This window comes from Halorubrum sp. Atlit-8R (assembly GCF_003666025.1).
Taxonomy (GTDB): domain Archaea; phylum Halobacteriota; class Halobacteria; order Halobacteriales; family Haloferacaceae; genus Halorubrum; species Halorubrum salinarum.
The window spans coordinates 50,497-71,224 of record NZ_QPLV01000005.1; the positions used below are offsets into that span (position 1 = coordinate 50,497).

Sequence of the window (20,728 nt, forward strand, 5' to 3'; positions counted from 1 at the left end):
CAATGAAAGACCCCGCCGCCCGCGCGGAACAGATGCAAGCGGCCTACCGCGACTACTTCATCGGTCGCGGGGGACGCGCTGCCCGCAGCGTAGCGCATCGGTTAGCCGACGGGGAAAGCGACATCACAGGGATGCGTGGGCCATTCCTACAAGCACTCGACATCCCGAACTGGAGCGACCGCTCGTGGGATGCCTTCGCCAGGTCAGCACACCTCGAACCTCACATCAGGAGGGCGTTCTCGGAGATCGGCTTCGAGAGGCTCTACGACTTCCAGGAGCGGAGTATCGAGTCAATACTCGAGGGTGATGACACGGTGATCACTGCCGCGACGGGGCGGGGGAAGACCGAGGCTTGGCTCATTCCGATTCTCAACCGGATCCTCGAAGCGAAACGCCACGAAGAGGACGAGGGAGACGACACAAGCGTCAAGGCTACACTCATCTACCCGACGAAGGCCCTAGCGCAAGACCAGTTGAAGCGCCTCCTCCAATACCTCTACCTCATTAACAAGCAACTGAAGTCGTCACAACGCATCTCAGTCGGCATCTACGACGGGGACACTCCCCGAGACGTGAGCGAGTCCGGTTCGGAAGGGTACCTCAATTCCACGTTCAAACACTTCGAGTGTCCCGGATACAATCCCGAACTCGACAAGTGTCAGGACTGCGGTGGTGGTGTTCGCGTCAGGAACACCGGCTCCCGGTTCAAGCTCATTCCGGAGAAAGCTCACTGCGAGGACGATGATCCGAACGACGTGCCGTTGGACTTCCTTCGGCTGACTCGGTACGACATCCTCGAAAACGGCGTCGACATCGTCCTTACGAACCCCGACACGATCAACTACAGACTCATCAACACCAACGCCGAGGACGAACACCAACGGTTCATCTACGAACCCGAGTTCCTCGTGTTCGACGAGGTTCACACGTACGACGGCCTGTTCGGAAGCTACACGTCGACGTTGATGAAGCGCGTGCAGGCCCTGCGAGAGAACCGGGGCGTCGACGACTTGCAACTCATCGCGAGCAGCGCGACCGTCGAGAACGACGTCGAACTCTTCCAGAAAGTCAGCGGCGCCGTAGATGTCACGCAGGTGAGCGAGTCGCCGCGCGAGCTCGACGTGACGGTACCATCGTCCGTCCCGGAAGAGCTTACGTCGCACAGTCTGTCCGTCGACCGCATTCTGCGTGCGACCGGAGCGCCGGACGACGCTGTACCGGGGCTTGACGCGTTCGATTACACGCTTGAGGAGGCATCGAGTTACGACCGTGACCGCCGGGAGACACTGGTCGCCGATGCCCTCTTCGATCATCTGACCGGCGATCACGACAATACCGGCGTACAGGTCATACAGTACGTCCACCAGTTGCTCTACGACGATCCGCTGACGCGGTCAGAACTACACGATCAGTTGGCTGAGACCTTCGACCTCAATGAGTCAGGTGTTGAGACGCTGGTGGAGAACGTCCGTACGCTCGGTGAGTTCTCCGGAATCTTGGAGAACCGTAGTCACATGTTCTCTTGGCCGATCGACGGGTTCTACGCATGTGCTGCGTGCGAAACCGCCTATCGCTCACCACAGGATTCCTGTCGGCAGTGCGGATTCGAGTTTGTTACTCGCTCCACATACTGTCGGTATTGCAGCGACGAACACCTTGTTGCCTGGTACTGTACCGAATGTGACCAGTTAGAATCGTACACGCCTACCGAACACGGATCAGTTGGACAAGACGAGGATCACGTCTGTACTCGGTGTGAACGCGTTCGCGACGACGCGGTACAGATGGTTCGTGTCACGTTCCAACCCTTCTTGGAGTGTCTGGAATGTAATCACCAGTCGGAACGGACTACCATTACTGGATGTTCCGACTGCGGGTCCCGTACTGTCAGGACCGATTCCGAGACTACCACGTGTATTAACCCACAGTGTGGGAGTACCCAACCAGTTGAACACACCTGTGAGCGGTGTGAGGGCTCTGTGTTCGAAGTTACCACTGTCGAGGGGCAATTCGATTGCCCTGAATGTGGAGCTACGTACGACCGGCCCGAAGATGCTCCTGAGCGTTGTCGAGAGTGTGATTCGGCACTCGAATCGACACGATACCTACCGTGGGTGTGTGCGAACGACGGCTGTGACCGGATCCACTTCCGAGATGCCCCTGACCAGTGTCAGTGTGGATCGTCGTCGTTTGTGAAGCGTGGGTTATTCGAGATACAGCGCGACCAGCATTGCCGGTCATGTGACACTGCGTTCGTCGGAGAAGAAGGATGTAGTTGTGACGACCCCGACGTCCACCAGAGAACGGGGTCTCATCGGGCCTACAAAACGCTCGACACACACGGTCGAATTCACTCGATTAGCTCCCAGGGCTCGGCAGTTCCGTGCCCCCACTCGTATGCTCGCTACGAAATCGGTAACCGGTTCGATGAACTGATGCGCAGTCCGAACAACCTGGCAGCGACGACATCACAGTACCTGATGCGTGCAGTCGCTGACGACGAGGGGCAACAGGCTGCCAAACTCCTCTCGTTCGCTGACTCGCACCGCGATATGAAAGAGCTCAGCAGGGACTTCTCTGAACCCGAGGTCGAGACGCTGCTGGACCAACTGCTCGTGCGTGGCGCATCGAACGACGGTTCGTCCTCGTGGGTACCATTCGACGACGTCCTCGAATACGCCGACGAATCTATTGACAGCCTCAACGAGTTGCTGGAACCGCCACGTGTGGCGAGGAACGTTGAATTCGACCTGAAATCCCGTCTCAAGGATCAACCTCGTAAACGGTGGGACGACGATGATGCGCTGTACGACCGCCTCACACGCCGCGCAATATCGCACACATACAGTCAGCGTCTCGGGGAACGCGACGACCCTCTCTCAGAAGTCGGCTTACTCGACGTGCGGTTCGCTCCCGGACTGGATGCCCTTTCCGATGCCGAACGTACAATCGTCCGAGAACTCGTCGATGAAGGGAACGATTACCGTGTGGCGAACTTCGATGATCCAAGCGCTAGCAGAGGCGCAACCGAGGTGGTCTCGGACCTCGTCGAACGCGGCATTCTCACGTACGGCCACTCCGACGAGTACGTCTCGTTTGACCCGACTGCGCTCGAAGTCACTATTGCGGGTGACGACGATAGCATCGCTTTCGACCCCGAGACCGAGCGGTACTACACAACACTTGAGCACAAATTCGGGCTCGACAGTCAATCGACAGTCTCGTCGAACGCGACTCTGTCGGAGCTGGCCTCCGTGTCACATCCACGCTTCACACAGCGTGCGCACCGGGTAGAATACTCACAGACCCGTATTCTGGTTTCCGAGGAGTATCTCGGAACGACCGAGAAGCGTAAGCGCCGCGAACTTGAGTTCCTCTTCCGCGAAGAGAACTATCCACACCACCTGTCGTCGGGCCCGACGATGGAACTCGGTGTCGACATCGGGGCGCTCGACGCCCTGTTGCTGTACGGGACGCCACCCAACATGAACGCGTACCTCCAGCGTGTCGGTCGTGCTGGACGTAGCTCTCACTCGTCGTTAGTGCACTCTGTGAGCCAGCGCAATCCAATTGACTACTACTACTACGACCATCCAGAGGATCTCATCTCGGCCGAACCGACGCCGGTGCCACTCAACGAGCACAACGAAGAGGTACTACGAGTATCGCTTTCGTGGGCCGTCTTCGATTTCGTAGCGGCCAACTTCTCGATTCCGTGGGATGTCAGTCGCCACGGTCGTTCCCGTTCGATCGACGGTGGTGACACCTACCATCAACGCAGCATACTCGAAGAGAGTGAACGAGAGGACGCAAGCAAACTGACCCACGTCATGTCGCTTGCCGCTGATACGCTATCGTTGGGGAGCGACGATTCGCAACTCGCGGTACTGAGCGAAGTGGTATCTGACTACGAGTCAGAGATCAGGGCCTACCTCGAGTCCCTGCTGGAGTACCAGTATTGCGAGGACTGTGAGCGGCGGTACGCAGCCGACGACGATCGAACCACCTGTGAGCGAGAGGACTGCGACGGTCGAATCAGACACGCTGGAGAGCAGTTCGGGCACCTCGTCGAAGACGCAATCTCGAACTTCGACGACCGGTACATCACGCACTATCAAGAGTATCAGGAGTCGCTGGAGAGTGAGCGCGCGTCGCTCTCCGAACGAGATCGCGATCTACGGCGCGACCAGCAACGTGCGAGTGCGGATGAACGCGGTCAAATCATGCGTGAGCGCCGGGGACTCCAAGAACGCATGGAGGTTCTCAAAGAGCACCTATCTGACTTAGGCCAAGAGAGTTACTTCGATTTCCTCCGGGAATCCCGCGAGAGCAAGTATGATTTCTCGATGCGAAGCGTCGCCACTACTGCTGGTCTAACGCTGGTCGACGAAGGGTACGACCGACGCAACATCGGGGACCAATCGAGCGGTAGGGCGATGCGGATGGCGCTGTCAGAGCTCCATCCGGGAGCGGCGTACCTCGACAACGGTGAGACCTACACTGTCGCTTGCGTTCGTTTCGATGATAAGGCAGGTTCTGATTTACGAGAAGCAGTCAACGACGCGAACGGCGACGACCATCTCGCGGACGAACTGGTCTGTCCGGCGTGTAATTCGACTTACGGGCTCGATGCGACCAGCTGTGACTGCGAGAACGACGTGCCCTTGAAACGACGCCAGCTCGCCGTCCTCGATTCGGTCGAGGCATATCACGACAACCTACAACTCACTTCCGAAGGCGACGAGGCACGTTACTTACATAGCGAACCCAACCAGCAAGTTCAGAACACATACGCCGAACGCGAGACCTCGATCCTCTCTTTCGATACTAAGCAGACGTACGAGTTACAGACAGACGAGGGAGAGGTACTCGGAACGCTCGAATACGGTGACTACTCAGTTCTCCTGCACACCGACGGCTATCGGACGAAGTACAAATCAGGAGAGGTTGACGCACGAGAGTCACCCTTCGAAGTCTGTGGTGAGGAGAACTGCCACGGTGTAATCTACGAGGACGACGATGAGACGCGTCGGTGTAGCGCAGACCCCGAACACTTCCCCGAAGGGAGAGGGGCAAACTCTGAGTTCGTCAGACTCGGTTACCAATACGAGACACAGGGTGTCCGAGTCGAGTTGAAAGACCGTGAACAGTCCCACACGCTCGCTCACGGCCTCCGGGTCGCCCTTCAGTACCTCGGCGGCGTCAACATCCGTGAGTTGTCCGAGTACGTCGGAGAGGACCACGTCGACGTCTTCGAGTCACAAGAGGGCGGATCGGACGTCGCACGCCTGCTCTTCGAGCAGTCCGATGGAGATTTCCGCGCCTTCTCTCGAGCAGTCGGTCTTATGAGCGAGCAGTTCGACTGCGACTGTGACAATGGCTGTCCGTCGTGTCTGTACCAGTACGGCTGCGACGTCAGAAACGACCAGCGGTCCTTCGACCGTGACCGTCTCCAGGCTAACTTAGACGAACAGAGGTTGTCGATTCATCCACTCGACAACCGTGACACAAACGAACAGTTGACTGACTAACCACATCCCACAAGAGATACCCACCGATGGAATTCGACCCACTAGAACTCGCCGACACGATGCGCGAATCGTACGCCGAACACTACGCAGGCTCACAACCCTCGCCAGCCGTCAAGAGCCTCGTTTCCCGCTACCACGAAGGTGCAGGCGAGTCCCTGGAAGACGACCTTCCTGAGTTCATCCGAACCAAGGGTCCCTACCTTCAGGTACTCGACCTCCCTCGAATGAGTGACACGCCGTGGAAGACCTTCGCTGACAATCACGACCTACATTCGGACGTCACGGAAACATTCAGTGAGGCGGGATTCAGAAACCTCTTCGAATTCCAGGAGGACTCAATCGAGGCAGTCGGTGAAGACCACCACACGCTGTTGACCGCGGCGACGGGGAGGGGGAAGACGGAAGGATGGCTGATTCCGATACTCCAGTTCATCTCTGAAGCGAAAGCAGGCCAACACGACGAACATCCCCCGAATAGCGTCAAATGTGTCCTCACGTACCCGACGAAAGCCCTGGCACAAGACCAGCTGAAGCGCCTCATCGACTACCTGTTCACGCTCAATCGCGACCGCTCGGCGAACGACCAGATCACTGTGGGTATCTACGACGGGGACACGAAACGTCGCGACCCCGACGAACTAGCGTACCTCCAGACAACGTTCCAGTATTTCGACTGCCCGTGCGGAGAGTGTGACTCTTCGTTGACTGTCCGGCGTCGCTCGGACGACTCGTTCGTCGTCGAACCGCTGGAAGAACACGATGAGGACCTCACGTTCGACTTCATCAAAGTCACGAGAGACGCCATCGTCGAAAGTCCAGCTGACATCCTGCTGACGAACCCAGACACGATCAACTACCGGTTGTTCAACGTCAATGCGAACGAAGCACAGCAGCGGTTCGTCGCCGAGCCGAAATACTTCGTCTTCGACGAAATTCACGAGTATTCCGAGTTGTTCGGCTCATTCACTTCGGCGCTGATGCGGCGGTACATACGGGAGCGGCAGGAGCTCAACGACTACGACAGCGAGGCCGACGACGATCTCACTATCGTCGGTGCGAGCGCCACCGTCGAGAACAAACTCTCCGTCTTCCAGCGTATCAACCCGTTCATCGACCCCGACATCGAGGTGGTCGAGGAGGAAGGACGCACACTCGATGCTCCCTTCCCTAGCGACGTTTCCGACGAATTCACTACGACCGAACTGTCAGGTGACGAGTTGCGTTCCGGAGAGACAGACGCTGCGAAACTCGTCCTCGAAGCAGCGGGTATCGACGATTCTAGCGACGAGGTAGACGTCGAAGGCGATCTCTACGAACACCTCGTGGAAGGCAATAGCGAGATGCTGGACTTCGTTCGCGGCATCTACTCGGCTCTTCGAGAGAAACCACTTCGACCCGACGGCCTACGCGATCGACTCGTTGAATCTGCCGGTCTAACCGAGGAACAGGCAGAGACGGTGGTGGCGAACTTCATGACGATAGGCGACGTATCCGGGATTCTGGAGCGTCGTGCCCATCTATTCAGTTGGCCGCTCGACGGCTACTACTCCTGTATCAACTGTGGAACGGTCTACGATACTCCACAATCTGCTTGTGCCGAATGCGGACACCACTACGTGACGAAGCTCTCGCTGTGTAACCAGTGTGGTGAGGAGTCACTCGAATCGTGGTTCTGTCCGAACTGCGAACGGCTCGAACCACATACTGTGACCTCGGAGGAGGGCCGATTCGATTACTTCTCGAGACGGGAGTGTCAGTGTGAAACGGCCGAAGGCGAAACGCCGGAGATGGTCCGCGTCTACTGGCGGCCGTTCTACGAGTGTTCCGAGTGTGGCGAGCGCCAGAAGGTCGACCACCAGCAGGATTGTCCGACGTGTGGTTCCTCGATGGTACTCGACGACTCGATGGAAGCCCACATTTGTTCGAACCCGGAATGTGACGAGGAGGTCACAGTAGAGGAGGCCAGAGATCCGACCTGCCATTCGTGTAATACTGCGGCGTTAGAGCCCCTGTCGGACGACAGCGTCCAGTATTGTACTGAGTGTGGAGAGATATACGAAAACTCCGACGTACAGGAGTGTACGGCCGAAGACTGTGATGGAGACCTCACACCGAAGCGGCTACTCGGATGGACCTGCGGTGATTCAGATTGCGATGAAGTGTACTTCGGACGATCCCCAAACACATGCAACTGCGGAAACCGGCGGTTCGTCCGTACCGCGCTGTTCGATATTCAGATGGTCGATGAGTGCACGTCCTGCGAGCGCGAGTTCCTTCCGGGTGGACGACAGGACTGTAACTGCGACGATCCGGAAATCGTCCGGCGCGCGAAAGGATACAGTAACTTCCGGATGGTCGACGATGACGGCCGTATTCGGGAATCGAGCCAGTTCCCCGGTGGCCTTCCCTGTTACCATCAGGACCAACGGGAGACCTACTCGAAGAGCGGTAGATACGACGCGATGCTGCGTGGCCCGGCAAACACAGCGGTGACACAAGGGCGGTACCTGCTGCGGTCGCTAGCTGACCGCGACAACCCTGATAGCTTCACGGAATCGAAGATGCTCTCGTTCGCGGACAGTCAGTCCGATATGAAAGAACTGGAGCGGAACTTCCGTGAACCCGAAGAGGCGTTCTTCTTCGACCAGCTGTTCGTCAGCAGTCTCAGGAATGAGGCCGACGCTTCTGGATGGGCGTCATTAGCGGGCGTTGTCGACCGTGGCGTCGCCGAGGCAAAACAGTATGAGGAGGACCTCGAAGGGGAAACCAACAACCCGCCGAATGCGTTCGAATTTCTTACCAACTACGACCAGTCAGTCGACGAGTATCTGACTGAAGAACTGGTGTCGAGAATCTTCGCTGGACAGTACAGCGAACGCTACCGTAGTCAACAACTCACTGACGACGGAATCGTTGACGTTCGCCTGAACGCCGACATCGGTGATCTCGAACCACACGAACGGGAACTACTCGCAGAGTGTATCGCACAGAATCACCGGTACGAACCACAACTTATCGATGAAGTCGAGAAGGGGCACAGCCATCTCGACTCACTGATCGACCGGGGATTGGTCCGTCGGATCGAAGAGGACGGCAGCCGGTACGTAATGGTGGAGGAAGACAAAATTGAATGCGCGGTCGTCAGTGAGGCGACGCCAACGTACTACAGTCCGAGTCAGGAGGACTTCGTCACGAGCCTCGAATCAACGCTGACCGACATTCCTGACGATGTGGTTGAATTCGACTCGACTCCGGAAGATCGTTCCACGTTCTCGCATTCCCACTTCTCACTGACGGCACAACAAATAACGACGTCTGATCCCATGATGCTCCTCGCAAGGGCCTACTACGGGGAGACAGACCGAGACGAACGGCGGGAATTGGAATACCAGTTCAGGCAGGGTAGGTTCCCTCACTTCCTGTCTTCGGGGCCAGCGATGGAACTGGGCGTCGACATCGGTGACCTCAACACGCTGCTCCTCTACGGCACCCCACCGAACGCGAACTCATACCTCCAGCGTATCGGACGTGCCGGGCGGGAATCTGGAAATTCACTCGTACACTCGGTCAGCCAGCGAAATCCGATCGACTACTACTACCACGAGCACCCCGAGGAGCTCATCGCGTCCGACCCACAGCAAGTTCCGCTCAACGAAGTGAATCGTGAGGTACTCCACCAGTCTCTCACATGGGGAATCCTCGACTGCGTAGCGACGACCCGGTGGGTTCCATGGCGACGAGACCAGAGCGGACTCGACGAATTCGTCGTCTGTAAAGACGAGCCGTCTCCACGGTCCGAGTCGAAGCCTAACGACCTACTGCCGTTCACCGGTATTCTGTCGTCGTCGAACTTCCAAGTACAGAACCAGAGCGACGACGCCCCACTGGAAGTGCTGCGTTCCGTCATCAACGAGAACCAGGACGAGATCGAACAGTGGCTCGAGGATTTGGTTTCCTTCGGTATTTGTTCGAGCTGTGGTCGCAAACACGAACCCGGGTACAATGGTGACTGTCAGCGAGACAGCTGTAGCGGCTCTGTCGAATCGATTCTAGACGAATACGACGACGTCGTCGAAGGGGCACTACGGGGGACTGACGACCACCGTGGTATCGGAGCGACGATTATCGACCTCTATAACGTTCAACGAGACGCTATTGATGGTGATCTAGAGGAACTTGACGAAGAGGTCGCAGACATCCGCAGCAAAGAACGACGCACCCGAGACCGCGAAGAAAAACGTACACTACGTGAACAGAAGCAGCAACTACGTCGCCGTACTGACCAGTTAGACGACTACCTGCGGCGGCTTGAGGACATGGACTTCGGCCAGTACCTCAACCGAGAGAGTCCGGCAGCGTTCGGTTTGCGGTCAGTGGGTGATTCAGTCGATTATCAACTCGTTGGCGAGGAGTTCGATAACGTTAGTGACGGTTCTCGAGACCGTCGCATCGCACTCTCCGAACTCCACCCGGGGGCGGCGTACCTTCACAACGGCGAGACGTACGTCGTGACGCGGACGGAATGGGAGCCACTGGAAACCGCCCGTATCAGCGAACAATTCGAGGACGCGGCTATCTGCCCGACGTGCGCTTCGGAATACGATACTGACACGTCGAATTGCGAGTCATGCGGCACCCGGCTGAAGCGGCTGGTCACGAAAGTACCCGAACGCGTGACTGCGTTCCAGCACGATTTACCGCTGGGGATAACGCCCAACGCCCGTGAGCTTGAGCCGTCGAGTGTGTACCAAGCCGACGAAGAAGTACAGAGCACGTACGCACCAGTAGACACTGACGCGGGGGATTCGTTCGACTCTACAATCTCGTATGACATCGTCGACGAAAGCGGAAACGTACACGGCCAATTCGAGTACGGTGACGTAACGATCGCCGCTTCGACGAGTAAATACTGGGCGACATACAAGAATGGGGGTTCAGACCCGCTTCCGAACGTATTCGAGGTGTGTGGTATTGAAGGTTGCAACGGCATGATCGCTAGCATGGGGGAGTCCGCAGCATGTACGAACAACCCCGAACATCCCGCAGACGAAAGTATCGCAGTGCGTCCCGCTACCAAGTTCGACACCAAGGCCGCACGTGTCCGGTTCGACAGTGAGGAACTTGAGCACGGGTTCGCTCACGGACTCCGGGTGGCACTCCAATACATCGGCGGTGTGAGTGTTCGCCAGGTTCCTGAATCGATCGAGGACGAAGGTACGTTAGTGTACGACTCTGACGAGGGGGGGAGTGGAATCACCGTACTCCTCACACAGGATGACGGTGAAAAGTTCGAGAGAGCGATCGAGATAATGCACGATGCGTTCTCTCCGAAGGAGTCGGAGTGTAACTGTGAGAACGGATGCCCGTTCTGCCTCTATCAGTACGGCTGTTCCGAACAGAATGACCCCGACTCGTTCGATAAGGACGAGTTGCTCGAACTGCTGTCTCACGACTTACACCTGGAAGCGAGAAACGATGACTGAAAATGACGTAACCGACTCGGCGCGAGCACTTCGGACTCGCTCTCCCGAACGGCTCTGGGGAGTCTCACCGGCGAGTATCTACGCAGCACTATCGGTGAAAGTGACCGAGGACAGCCTCGAAGAGTGTCTTTCGCCACATATTCGTGCGGAAACGCTGCGGACGAATGATGAACGAAAATCGAAGCGGGTGACAGAGATACACAACTGGATGCTCGACGAGTTGGGCCTCATTAAAAGAGATCGCCCAACTCTGGCTGGTAGTTTGGTTCTCTCAGTAGACGAACCTCGCCAGCTCATTCGAGCCATCATCGTTGCCAGTTCTCGGACAGCCGAAAGGGTCCTGCGGTCCAGTCTCGGGATCGAGGACGAAATTCTACCCCGCCGAGAGTTCGACAGCCTGCTCGCGGGCGACTGGGAGGAGACCGTTCTCGGTCCACTTCTCGGGTCTGCCGGCTTCCTGACGATCTACCCGGACAGTGTGGAACCGCACTTCGAGCGCATCGAATCAGCGCTTGAAGCCCAAAGAGAAGTGCCGACAGAAGATGCTACTGCTGAGGGCTATCTATATATTCTTCCACAGGTTTCAGGTATCGAAGAACGTGACTGTCTCGAAGCCATCACACAACGATTGGTTGGAGAGCTATCGAACGATACGTTCTCGTTAGAATCAGTCGCTGCATCGCTTGCTAAAAACGATGTGCCACTCCCGGACACTAGCGTGGTTGAAGACGCAATCGAAGAGCAATACGACGAGTACGAACGCCGATTTGAGACAGTACGTTCGCTCCTAGCTCCACCGGCAGAAACCGAACTGTCACAGGTCGATGTTGGAAAACGAGTCAGTGTATCTGATATTGATGGTGATTCCGAGATCGGCGAAGCGGAGCGAGAAGACCTCATTAACGTAATCGCCACCGTCTCTACACACTCTAAATTCACGACCCTCGATTTGAGCTTCGTGACCGACCGTCTCGGTGCGACGCCCTACGAACTCTATCAGTTACTGTCCGGAATTCCCGGCGTCGATTGCGAAATCGGTGACAACGAAGTTATTGAATTCTCCACCGTCCCGACGCAGGTTGATGGTAGCAGCCTTCAGGAGGAGTATACAACACATCTTGTCGAACGTTGTGCGGCAATACAACGACGAATGGAAACGTTGTCCCGAGCGTCAGTGACGACACTCTCACCGGTCGCTAGTGACGCCATCGTTGCTCAAGATTACGCCTCTCTTTCCGACGGTGATGTTGCGCCAGCATATTTTTCGTATACCCTCGTGGATCCTGAGGCTCTTGGCGAGAAGAAAATGGACGACTATGTGGGTGAATCTCGTGGTCTCGGCCGTGAACGAGCGAGGTTACGACGCTGGCATGAAAATCGGCCCGCGGGGATGCGGTCGTACACAGCGATGACCGACCGTCTGTTCAGTCTCGGCCTTGAACGTGATCTTGATGACAAGGTCCTGCGGATTATGACGCCGTTTGACGACGATACGTTCAACGAATACGTCTCCCAGATACGGCGCCTCCTGAACCAAGGATTCGCACTACGATTGCTGACGCGACACACGAAAGAACCCTGGGAGTGGCGACGCCTACAGCAGAACCTGCTCAGCGAAATCAAGCACCACCGAGAGAAGGTCACGATCCGCACCTATTCGCGGTTCAAAGAGTACCAGCGGGTAAATCCAGACATGGATTTCCGCGAGCTCGGTGAATTCGGCATCCACGGGAAGGTACAGACTATCGGAGGTTCTGAGGAAGGCGCAGCATTGCTCGGTTCGGCGAACTTCATGGAGAACAGCTACGACTGGAACCCCGAATGCGGAGTATACACTGAACGGACGCAATTCGTTGACGCTGCGCTCGAGTTCTTCGACATCGTGTGGGAACTCGCTGAATCCGACGAACTATCTACCAAACGCCTACAAGAGGTTCCAAACCATCAACTTGTACCGACTGACTACAGTTGAGGTTACACCCTCTACTCGGACCAACAACGAACTGGTCTAGTGTTCTATCTCTCGCTCAGCAATTCGATTTTGTAAAAAGAAAGATCTCCTACCAGACACATAACAACCGGTCTTTGTCCATATTTTCGACAGAAGTTACATCCTCAATCAGCGCCGTCATTACCGTCTCACAGGTAGTAGTTATTCTTCCCCCTCTATCGCGAAGTCTAGCGCCCTTTTTGGCTCCCGATTATGTGCTGGACGTGTCCCAGTTGGATCGATTGCGAGATTATGATCATAAGTTCCACGCGCTTGGCTACGATAATCAATATCCACGACTTCAGAGAAGGGAGTGGTGCCACCGATGGAACTGGCAACTCCCAAGCATCCCAGGTGTAGACGACGACACTTCCAGTGCCACGCATCCCACTACGCGGCTATTCGTCGTCCAATTAGAAGAACGGCGGTAACAGTAATAGATATTCGCCCGTTAGAACAGCATAATCAGATTCTACACTTCAGACAGACGACCCAGTTGAGAGAACGAACTGAGCGATTGTCGAAAGGACGATGTGCCGTTCAAGCGACTCTTCCACGGTTACCGCCTTGCGCCGTTCGTCGTACTGGATGAGACCTCTCTGATCGATTTTTGGCAGGTGGGTCTGGATCAGCGCATTGTACGCCGATTCGTAATCGGCAGTTTCCACGTTTCTAGGTGGATTCCCAGTTTCAACTCCTCGGATGACGCGTGCTAAGTGACGTACCTCGATGGTGGTGCCCGGCTCGAACAGAGCGAGGTACCGTAGCGTTAGCAGCCGCCGTCGGTTGCCGAGGAAGTTGAGCACGTCTGCAACTCTTGAGGAACTGCCACTAACTGCGCTCAAAATGACCACCTCTTCTTTGATTCTTCTATCGCCGAAGATGCGATACAACCGTCGATTTTTTGCGAATTGTCGTTGTTAGTATACATGCTGTCTATTCAGGCAGCGCGGGGTCGGTGTCTCCAGCACCGGGCCCACTCTTCGTGAACCATCCCACGCATCGAGAAGAATTAGCGATGGAATCAACTTAACCGTAGGTAAATCGCCTCAGTGGCGCCTACGGCTCGGTATTGTCAGGATATTCGACGTATTCAATCGGATCTCTCTCAGCGAGATTCTGGAATACCTTAGGACAGAACACACGCATCACACGTGCTGTAAGCCGGTGCTTTGCCCGATAGCATCCCATGCGTGCTCGTAGGGGATGTCGAGTTCAAGATCGGACCCAGCAATGTCGATAACGATAGCTCGTGGGTGCCATGTGCTAAAGTACGCTACAAGCGGTCTATCTGGAACTCGCGAAGACCCAGCAATGGTCACTTATTGATCGCTGTTGACGAATGTATCTCTGAACAAGTTGAAGCAGAATGCCCTGACCAGTGGATTCGATGCGACTCCACAACAGCCCTACACCATCTGACTTCGATTAGCGAGTATCACCTACACACCCATTTTAGGGTGAGGCACTTCGAACGGATTTATACGATACCCTCACATCGCTACGGGTGGTGACTATCTAACGTGCGGTTCTACGTACCCGAGTGGGATGACGCAGTCGACGCCCACTACGATTTTGAGCACGATGAACTCTCTACACTGGATCGTCAAGAACGCGACTTAGATTACATCTGGGACATTTTCGACCCCGAAACGACGCCAGTCGATGGGGTTCTCATCTCACGTGAGCAGGTCGAAGAGACTGACCGTAAAGCCGAACGACTCGCGAAGCACGGCGTCTACGACGATCCGGTTCTTTCTGTCCCGAATTGGCTGCCCACGATTAGTGACTGCGGGGCCTGGGGCTACAAGTCTCTCCCCTTCCCGCCGTACGGGAACGAAGATATGCTTGATTTCTACGAGACGCTGGACGTTACTGTCGGCGTCACAATTGACCATCTCGTCCTCGGGTCGGGCAAGGATAAGGGCCGACTCTACCTTGATGAACGAGCGTTCGACGAAGAACTCAACAAAAGCGATGTCCCAGATGCTATTACTGATGTCGTCGACGTAATGATCGATGAATGGCCGGAAGAGTGGCCCTCATACGTCGATGAGTATGAGCCGACGATTCGTACCGGTTCCGACACAGATGTTGAGTCGTTTGTTGGAGAGGACTTCCAAGGAGATATTGACACGGTTCTAGCTCGTCTCGCAGAGGATCCACGCGCAGTCTACCGTAAACACGACGCCGAGTTCCGCTACAACCTAACGCTGCGGAACGCCCAAGAGATGTATGACCTCTACCAGCGTCGTGACTACCCGTTCCGACTGATGGTTGCCATCCAAGGATGGAACCCCGCCTCATACAGTAAGGCCGCTGAGAAGGTGCTTGATATTGGATACGACTATCTTGGAATCGGGGGCGTTGCAGGTAGTCCCACCCACGACGTCCGTGGAATCGTCAAGAGCGTCGGAAAGACGATCAAACAGTTCGAACGGGAACACAACACTCGTATCGACTCTCACGTCTTCGGCTTCGCGAAGACTGAGGCGTTCGAGACGATCGGTCGATCGGGAATGACTAGTTTCGACAGCGCGAGTATGCTTCGTTCGGCGTGGACGGGTGGACAGAACTATCGGCTTGATAACGGCGAACGCTACGATGCCATCCGAGTTCGCTACCCATCGAGCCGAGATGATCTCGACGAAGCTGTCGAGAAGTCCCTACGCGGTCGTGAAACACTGGTGGCGCTCCGAGCATACGATACAGGAGATTCGATTAGTGATGCTCTTGAGAGTTGGTACGACCAGGCCGAGGAGGTGCTACCAGCGACGAGAGAATATCTGCTGGAACACCGCCACGATGATCAGTACGACGAGTCGCTCCTGCAGGACATAGAAAGAGCGTTCCGAGAGGATTTCGAGTACGGACGCGAGCTTCAGGCGAGCTTCAGCGACAATCTCCGTAGTAAGCTGGTCAAACTTCTGCGGGAAGACACCTCGACTACTCCAGTACCCTTCGAGGAGTACGAGGAACTACTGAACACGGCGATAGAAGCATTTGAGGCATTCCCACACGCGAAGACCGTTTTAGGCGGGCCGCACGTTGTCAGTGACTATGATCGCGTCTGGGCGATTGTCAGGGATTATGCTACTTGGATCGGTGACGACGATCTCCTCCAAGAGTATCAAGAAACCCTTCGAAGTCGCCCGTGGGAGAAATGTGACTGTCCGATCTGTAGAGAGCACAGTATCGAGGTTTGTATCTTCCGGGGGAACGATCGGAATCGGAGACGAGGATTCCACAACACACGACGCTTCTACGATGAATTCGAAGAGGACCTTCCGAAGATCCTCGTCGCGACCAAGGGTGATGCGGGCCTCGGTAGCTACGAAACTGTTGAAGACTATCTGCGCGACAAACGCCCATCGTTCTGGACACAGACGCACGATCTTCCGGTTGCAGAGATTGGCGTACTAGATGCGAACGGCGTGAGCGAGTGGTGGGAAGAAACTCCGTCACTCGTCTCGTTTGCCCCAGACCGTATGGCAGCAAACATCGGCGAACAAGCAGCGAGGTACCAACATCTCTTCGTACACACACTGGACGGTGAGCTTGACGAAGAAGCCGTAGCGGCTGCTCGTGAAAACGGTTGCGAGGTTCACACCAATAGCACCCCCCGAGAGTTGCGAAAGCAAATACTCGAGGTATGTGGCCAGAACTACGCCGCAAGTGACGATTTCGTGCCTCATCCACCTGAGATCGATACCGAGAACGGATTGGACATCCTTGTCATCGATCAATGTTCAGGATCGAAGGATGTGCCAGAGGGTGCACCAACCTTCGGTGAAGAGGAAACTCTCCAGTTCTCTCGTGAAGACCTCCTCGCTCGTGATAATGTACCAGGGATCGCGGCAGGCGACCTGTACACTGGACGCCAGCAAAACTACGTCAAGAGTGCAGTCAGATGGCTCATGAGACAAGGTCACGATGTCGATCGCTACTTCGTGAGTGCCGGATTTGGCCTTGTCGCAGAAGACGAGCATCTCCCCCCTTACGAGGTAACGTTCAGTTCAATGAATGTTAGCGATATACGAGAGCGATCGGCAAAACTCGACATTCAAAAAGACCTACGACGCCTTCTTCAAGAGGCCGATTACGATGTCGTCTTCTTTACCCTCGGGAAGGACTACTACACTAGCATCGACATCGACTCAATGGTTCAGGAAGTGCGTTCTGACCGGATTGGTGTGGTATTCAACCGCGAACTTGTCGAGGATCAATTTGACAATATCGAGTCCATCCCCGCCCGGACAGAAGACGCAAAAGAACATGGCACGATCGTTGTTGGACTCAAGGGACACTATATGAAGAACTTCGCTCGATACATCGATACCGTCGATATTCTTCGCCCGGAAACTATCGAAGAACTATGTCGGCGAGTAGAGGAAGTACCACCACAGGCGGAATTCGAGTCTGAGTGATTCTCCACTACCAGATGGAATTATGCTTGTTCTTTCGCTCCTAAGGATTGTTCTCCTGTTCGAGGGTAAGTTTCAGATGTGTGAATGAATCATATCGCCCCATTCACTAAATAAGAGGACAGCCTATCCGAGCGGGAGGCATGTTGTATCGACGCCGGAAACTCGATCTCCCCCGGGGGGAATTAGACACCCCTGTTCTCTTCCCCGTCAGAAACATCGGGAAGCGGTCGAGTGACAATACACCGACGTACGTCGGCACGATCCCAGAGTTCTCGGCAGCGATGATCAACGCGAGATCAATCCGCAACCGAGACCCAATGTGGCAGAGAATATCGAATGGTGTAACGTTACGGGAGGAAATGGATGTCCCCGAGGACACCATCGTTTTCGCGGACAGTGGGGGGTTCGATTTCGCCAACGGAAAAGTGGACACTACCCCAGCAAAAACGCTTGATACCCAGAGTCAATTGGACGCGGACATCCTCGGTACAGTCGACATTCCTCTCTCAAGGGACAACCGAGCAGCAGAAAATCAACGACGTATCGACAAAAGCATCGAGTACGCACTCAAAGCGAGCGACCGCCACGATGGAGAGGGACTCCTCTTCGCGAGTGTCCATGGTTACGATCCAGAGACGATTCGGAATAACATACAATACCTGGAGAAGAACGGCGAATTCGATGGGTATGCCCTCGGAAGTATGGTTCCGATACGAACCGATTATAAAAAGGTAACCAAACTGATACTGTCCGCACGAAACGCGACAGACAAGCACCTGCATGTGTACGGCCTCGGGGGTCTCGTCTATCAACCACTTCTGCTCTACTTGGGGGTCGACAGTTTCGATTCATCGGCCTTCATCCGCAGCGCAGGCAACCGTAACTACCTGATTCCGGGATTCGGCGGGGAAGAACTACGGAATATCGAGGAATTGGAAAGACTCCCCTGTCCCTGCCCAGTATGTGGACAAAGAGAACTGGACGAGATTCGCGAAGACCGAACTGCTCTGACTCAGCATAACCTCTGGGCGCTCGCGACCGAACTGCGTCGCTTTCGGTATGTCGCTGAATCAGATCGGGACGTCGAGGAGTATCTTGACTTGCGCTTCAGTGGGAACGAAGTCACCAAACGAGCATACGAAACCGCGAAGCAACAGGTGCGAAGACTCTCATGAGCGACGAGAGACCAACTGTAAGGCCAGTCACTCTCAGCCGAATGGCTGAACTGACCCACGCCTGTGAAGCAGTTAGCAGGCCCACTGAGGATCTCGAAGACGAATTGGACGTCAGTCACCGCCGTGCGCGTGAAACGATCCTCGAAGCGAAGCGCATCTCTTTGCTTGAGGAAGATGACTCTGGCGAGGACCCAGTCTACACGACGACTGATGTCGGTTTGTCGTTCCTCAGTGCGATTCGCGACGAGGACTGGGGTCAAGTAAGCAAAATCCTGGAGACACGTAGTCCACACTACGGGACCTTTATCGAGGTTCTCGAAGATGTCGAAAACGCTGGTTTAGACACACTCCTGACTCAGTTAGAAGAAACTCAACAGTTCAGCCCGTATTCGTATAACCAAACGAGTGTGGAGGTGCTCGGTGATTGGGCTGAACGGCTGGGTCGGGTCCAACGAAATGCGTTCACGGGAGATTACTACTTGACAGATCAGGCGGCGATACCCGCTAACTTCCACTACCTGCTCTTGGGCGTGTACGATGACCTCGAAGAAAGAGCGGGCGTCGACCTGCGCCAGCGCTACCTGCCGATTCCACGTCTCCGTGAGGAGACCTGTGAACGACTCGGCTGTACTCGTGATGATTTCAACGAAGCGCTGCTCGAACTCTGCCAACAGAATGTCGGTAAACTCGAACTGTCGGGGGCACCGATGGATACGGCTGCGAAGGATGCCGCACTCGGTATCAAGCGTATTGCGCTTTCCGAAGAGGACGGTTTAGTTAGTACCTCGCAGTCCACTCAGCAGGTCATGGCCGGTGTCGAACAGTTCGGTAAAAAATACTACTACCTCGCGGTGCACGACCGCGACATCGAATACAGACAGGAGGCTACATAATGTCCGACGCATTCACGATCACCGACGAGCAGCAAGACTACTCACAGTACGACCTGGACGCGAATCCCTTCCCGTACAGTCCAGTCCCAGCTGAAGACCCCGAGATTTACTGCGGACAGCAGCACGTTTCGGACAAGATCAGCTCGACGGTTTCGTCGATGTTGTCTACTGGGAAGTCGAAGCATCTGGTGGTCACTGGGAAGTATGGGAATGGGAAGTCTCACACGCTCAAATACACGCGCTCGCTACTCCGCGATCGCGACGATGTCGTCGTAGGTTACGTCGCTCAACCCGGAGAGGGTTTCTTGGATATTTACCACGAGTTCGTCTACGATCTTGGATTTAACCGCGTACAGAAATTGGCGTATGAGTATCTCGCATCGATTACCCGTGAAGTCACCGAGTTGAATCCGATGGGTGCAACTACCATGCAGTCGCTTATTGACGAAGGAGAGGTTCTCCTCTCTGACATCGTCCCAGAAGCAATAAGACAGCTTAGCGATGTCACCAAGTTCGCCGACTTTGCGCGTGCCATCATCCACATGGTGTACGAAGACACGAATCTCTACGCGTGGCAGTGGCTCACCGCAGAGGGGATTCGCTACGAGCAGCGTAAGGAGATGGAAATTCACAGCGCGCTCGACGACGACACGATGGGTGTTCGAGCTTTCACCGCGCTCAAAAATATGTTGCTCGAACTCGGCTATACCGGTATTTTCGTCTTCGTTGACGAATTCGAGAGCATCGCGCAACTCTCACCCAAGAACGAACAGGCGACGCTCAATAGCATCCGGCATCTGATGGACCAGAACAGTTCTGGGCTCTGTATGTTGTTCGGTTGTGCTCCCGAAGTCTGGCAAGACGTCATGAGTGAGTATCATGCCTTCAGCGAGAGAATCGGTGAAGAAGTCGCTTTGAAACCACTCACGAATGAGCATCTGAAGGAATTGGTATCGAACTATCTCGATCGAGAGCGTGATGGATCAAACGAAGGTTCTTCGATAGCCCCGTTTACTGATGAAGGGTTGGACGTAATTTTACAGCGTTCGCAGGGCAACATTCGTCAAGCTCTTGCTATCTGTAGCCGAGTGTTAGATGCCGCTGTCGAGGAAAGCCAAGAAGTGGTTACTCCCGAGTTCGTTCAAGAATCGATGTGAACATACCGTGTGCTGAGTGAACATCCCACTAGTTATGGGATTCCCACCCCTCAAAACTACTTGCCCGCGTCG

At 55.3% G+C, this 20,728-nt stretch carries 8 protein-coding genes; 7 read left to right on the forward strand and 1 reads right to left on the reverse strand.

The genetic code is table 11. The annotated features are described in order from the left end of the window. Positions 1-2: 2 nt before the first annotated feature. From DVK05_RS12955 to DVK05_RS12965, 3 genes are all read left to right on the forward strand, one after another. Positions 3-5,531 carry a DEAD/DEAH box helicase gene (locus tag DVK05_RS12955; RefSeq protein WP_199712330.1) on the forward strand — a complete coding sequence of 1,843 codons (5,529 nt, stop codon included), beginning with the start codon at positions 3-5 and terminating at the stop codon, positions 5,529-5,531. A gap of 26 nt (positions 5,532-5,557) precedes the next feature. Further along, positions 5,558-11,014, forward strand: a complete 5,457-nt coding sequence (locus DVK05_RS12960; RefSeq protein ID WP_121563910.1) for a DEAD/DEAH box helicase — start codon at positions 5,558-5,560, stop codon at positions 11,012-11,014. 100 nt (positions 11,015-11,114) lie between these two features. Then, positions 11,115-12,986, forward strand: coding sequence for a phospholipase D-like domain-containing protein (locus tag DVK05_RS12965; RefSeq protein WP_199712331.1), 1,872 nt, complete (start codon positions 11,115-11,117; stop codon positions 12,984-12,986). Between the two features lie 497 nt (positions 12,987-13,483). Here DVK05_RS12965 and DVK05_RS16935 read toward each other — a convergent pair whose 3' ends face one another. Then, a complete protein-coding gene (locus DVK05_RS16935) occupies positions 13,484-13,810 on the reverse strand; it encodes a hypothetical protein (RefSeq protein ID WP_147437780.1) in 327 nt (108 codons plus the stop codon). Between the two features lie 717 nt (positions 13,811-14,527). On the opposite strand from DVK05_RS16935, the gene DVK05_RS12970 reads away from it, so the two are divergent. The 4 genes from DVK05_RS12970 (at position 14,528) to DVK05_RS12985 (ending at position 20,656) form a co-directional block, all read left to right on the forward strand. Next, a complete protein-coding gene (locus DVK05_RS12970) occupies positions 14,528-17,431 on the forward strand; it encodes a queuine tRNA-ribosyltransferase tRNA-guanine transglycosylase (RefSeq protein ID WP_121563913.1) in 2,904 nt (967 codons plus the stop codon). A gap of 140 nt (positions 17,432-17,571) precedes the next feature. Continuing rightward, the gene (locus tag DVK05_RS12975; protein WP_158598863.1) at positions 17,572-18,606 is read left to right on the forward strand and encodes a tRNA-guanine transglycosylase; all 1,035 of its coding nucleotides are present in this window, start codon (positions 17,572-17,574) and stop codon (positions 18,604-18,606) included. Next, positions 18,603-19,499 carry a hypothetical protein gene (locus DVK05_RS12980; protein ID WP_121563917.1) on the forward strand — a complete coding sequence of 299 codons (897 nt, stop codon included), beginning with the start codon at positions 18,603-18,605 and terminating at the stop codon, positions 19,497-19,499. Before DVK05_RS12975 ends, DVK05_RS12980 begins: the two co-directional genes overlap by 4 nt. Next, entirely contained in the window at positions 19,499-20,656 is a 1,158-nt protein-coding gene (locus DVK05_RS12985; protein ID WP_121563919.1) for a BREX system ATP-binding domain-containing protein, read from the forward strand. Before DVK05_RS12980 ends, DVK05_RS12985 begins: the two co-directional genes overlap by 1 nt. Positions 20,657-20,728 lie beyond the last annotated feature (72 nt).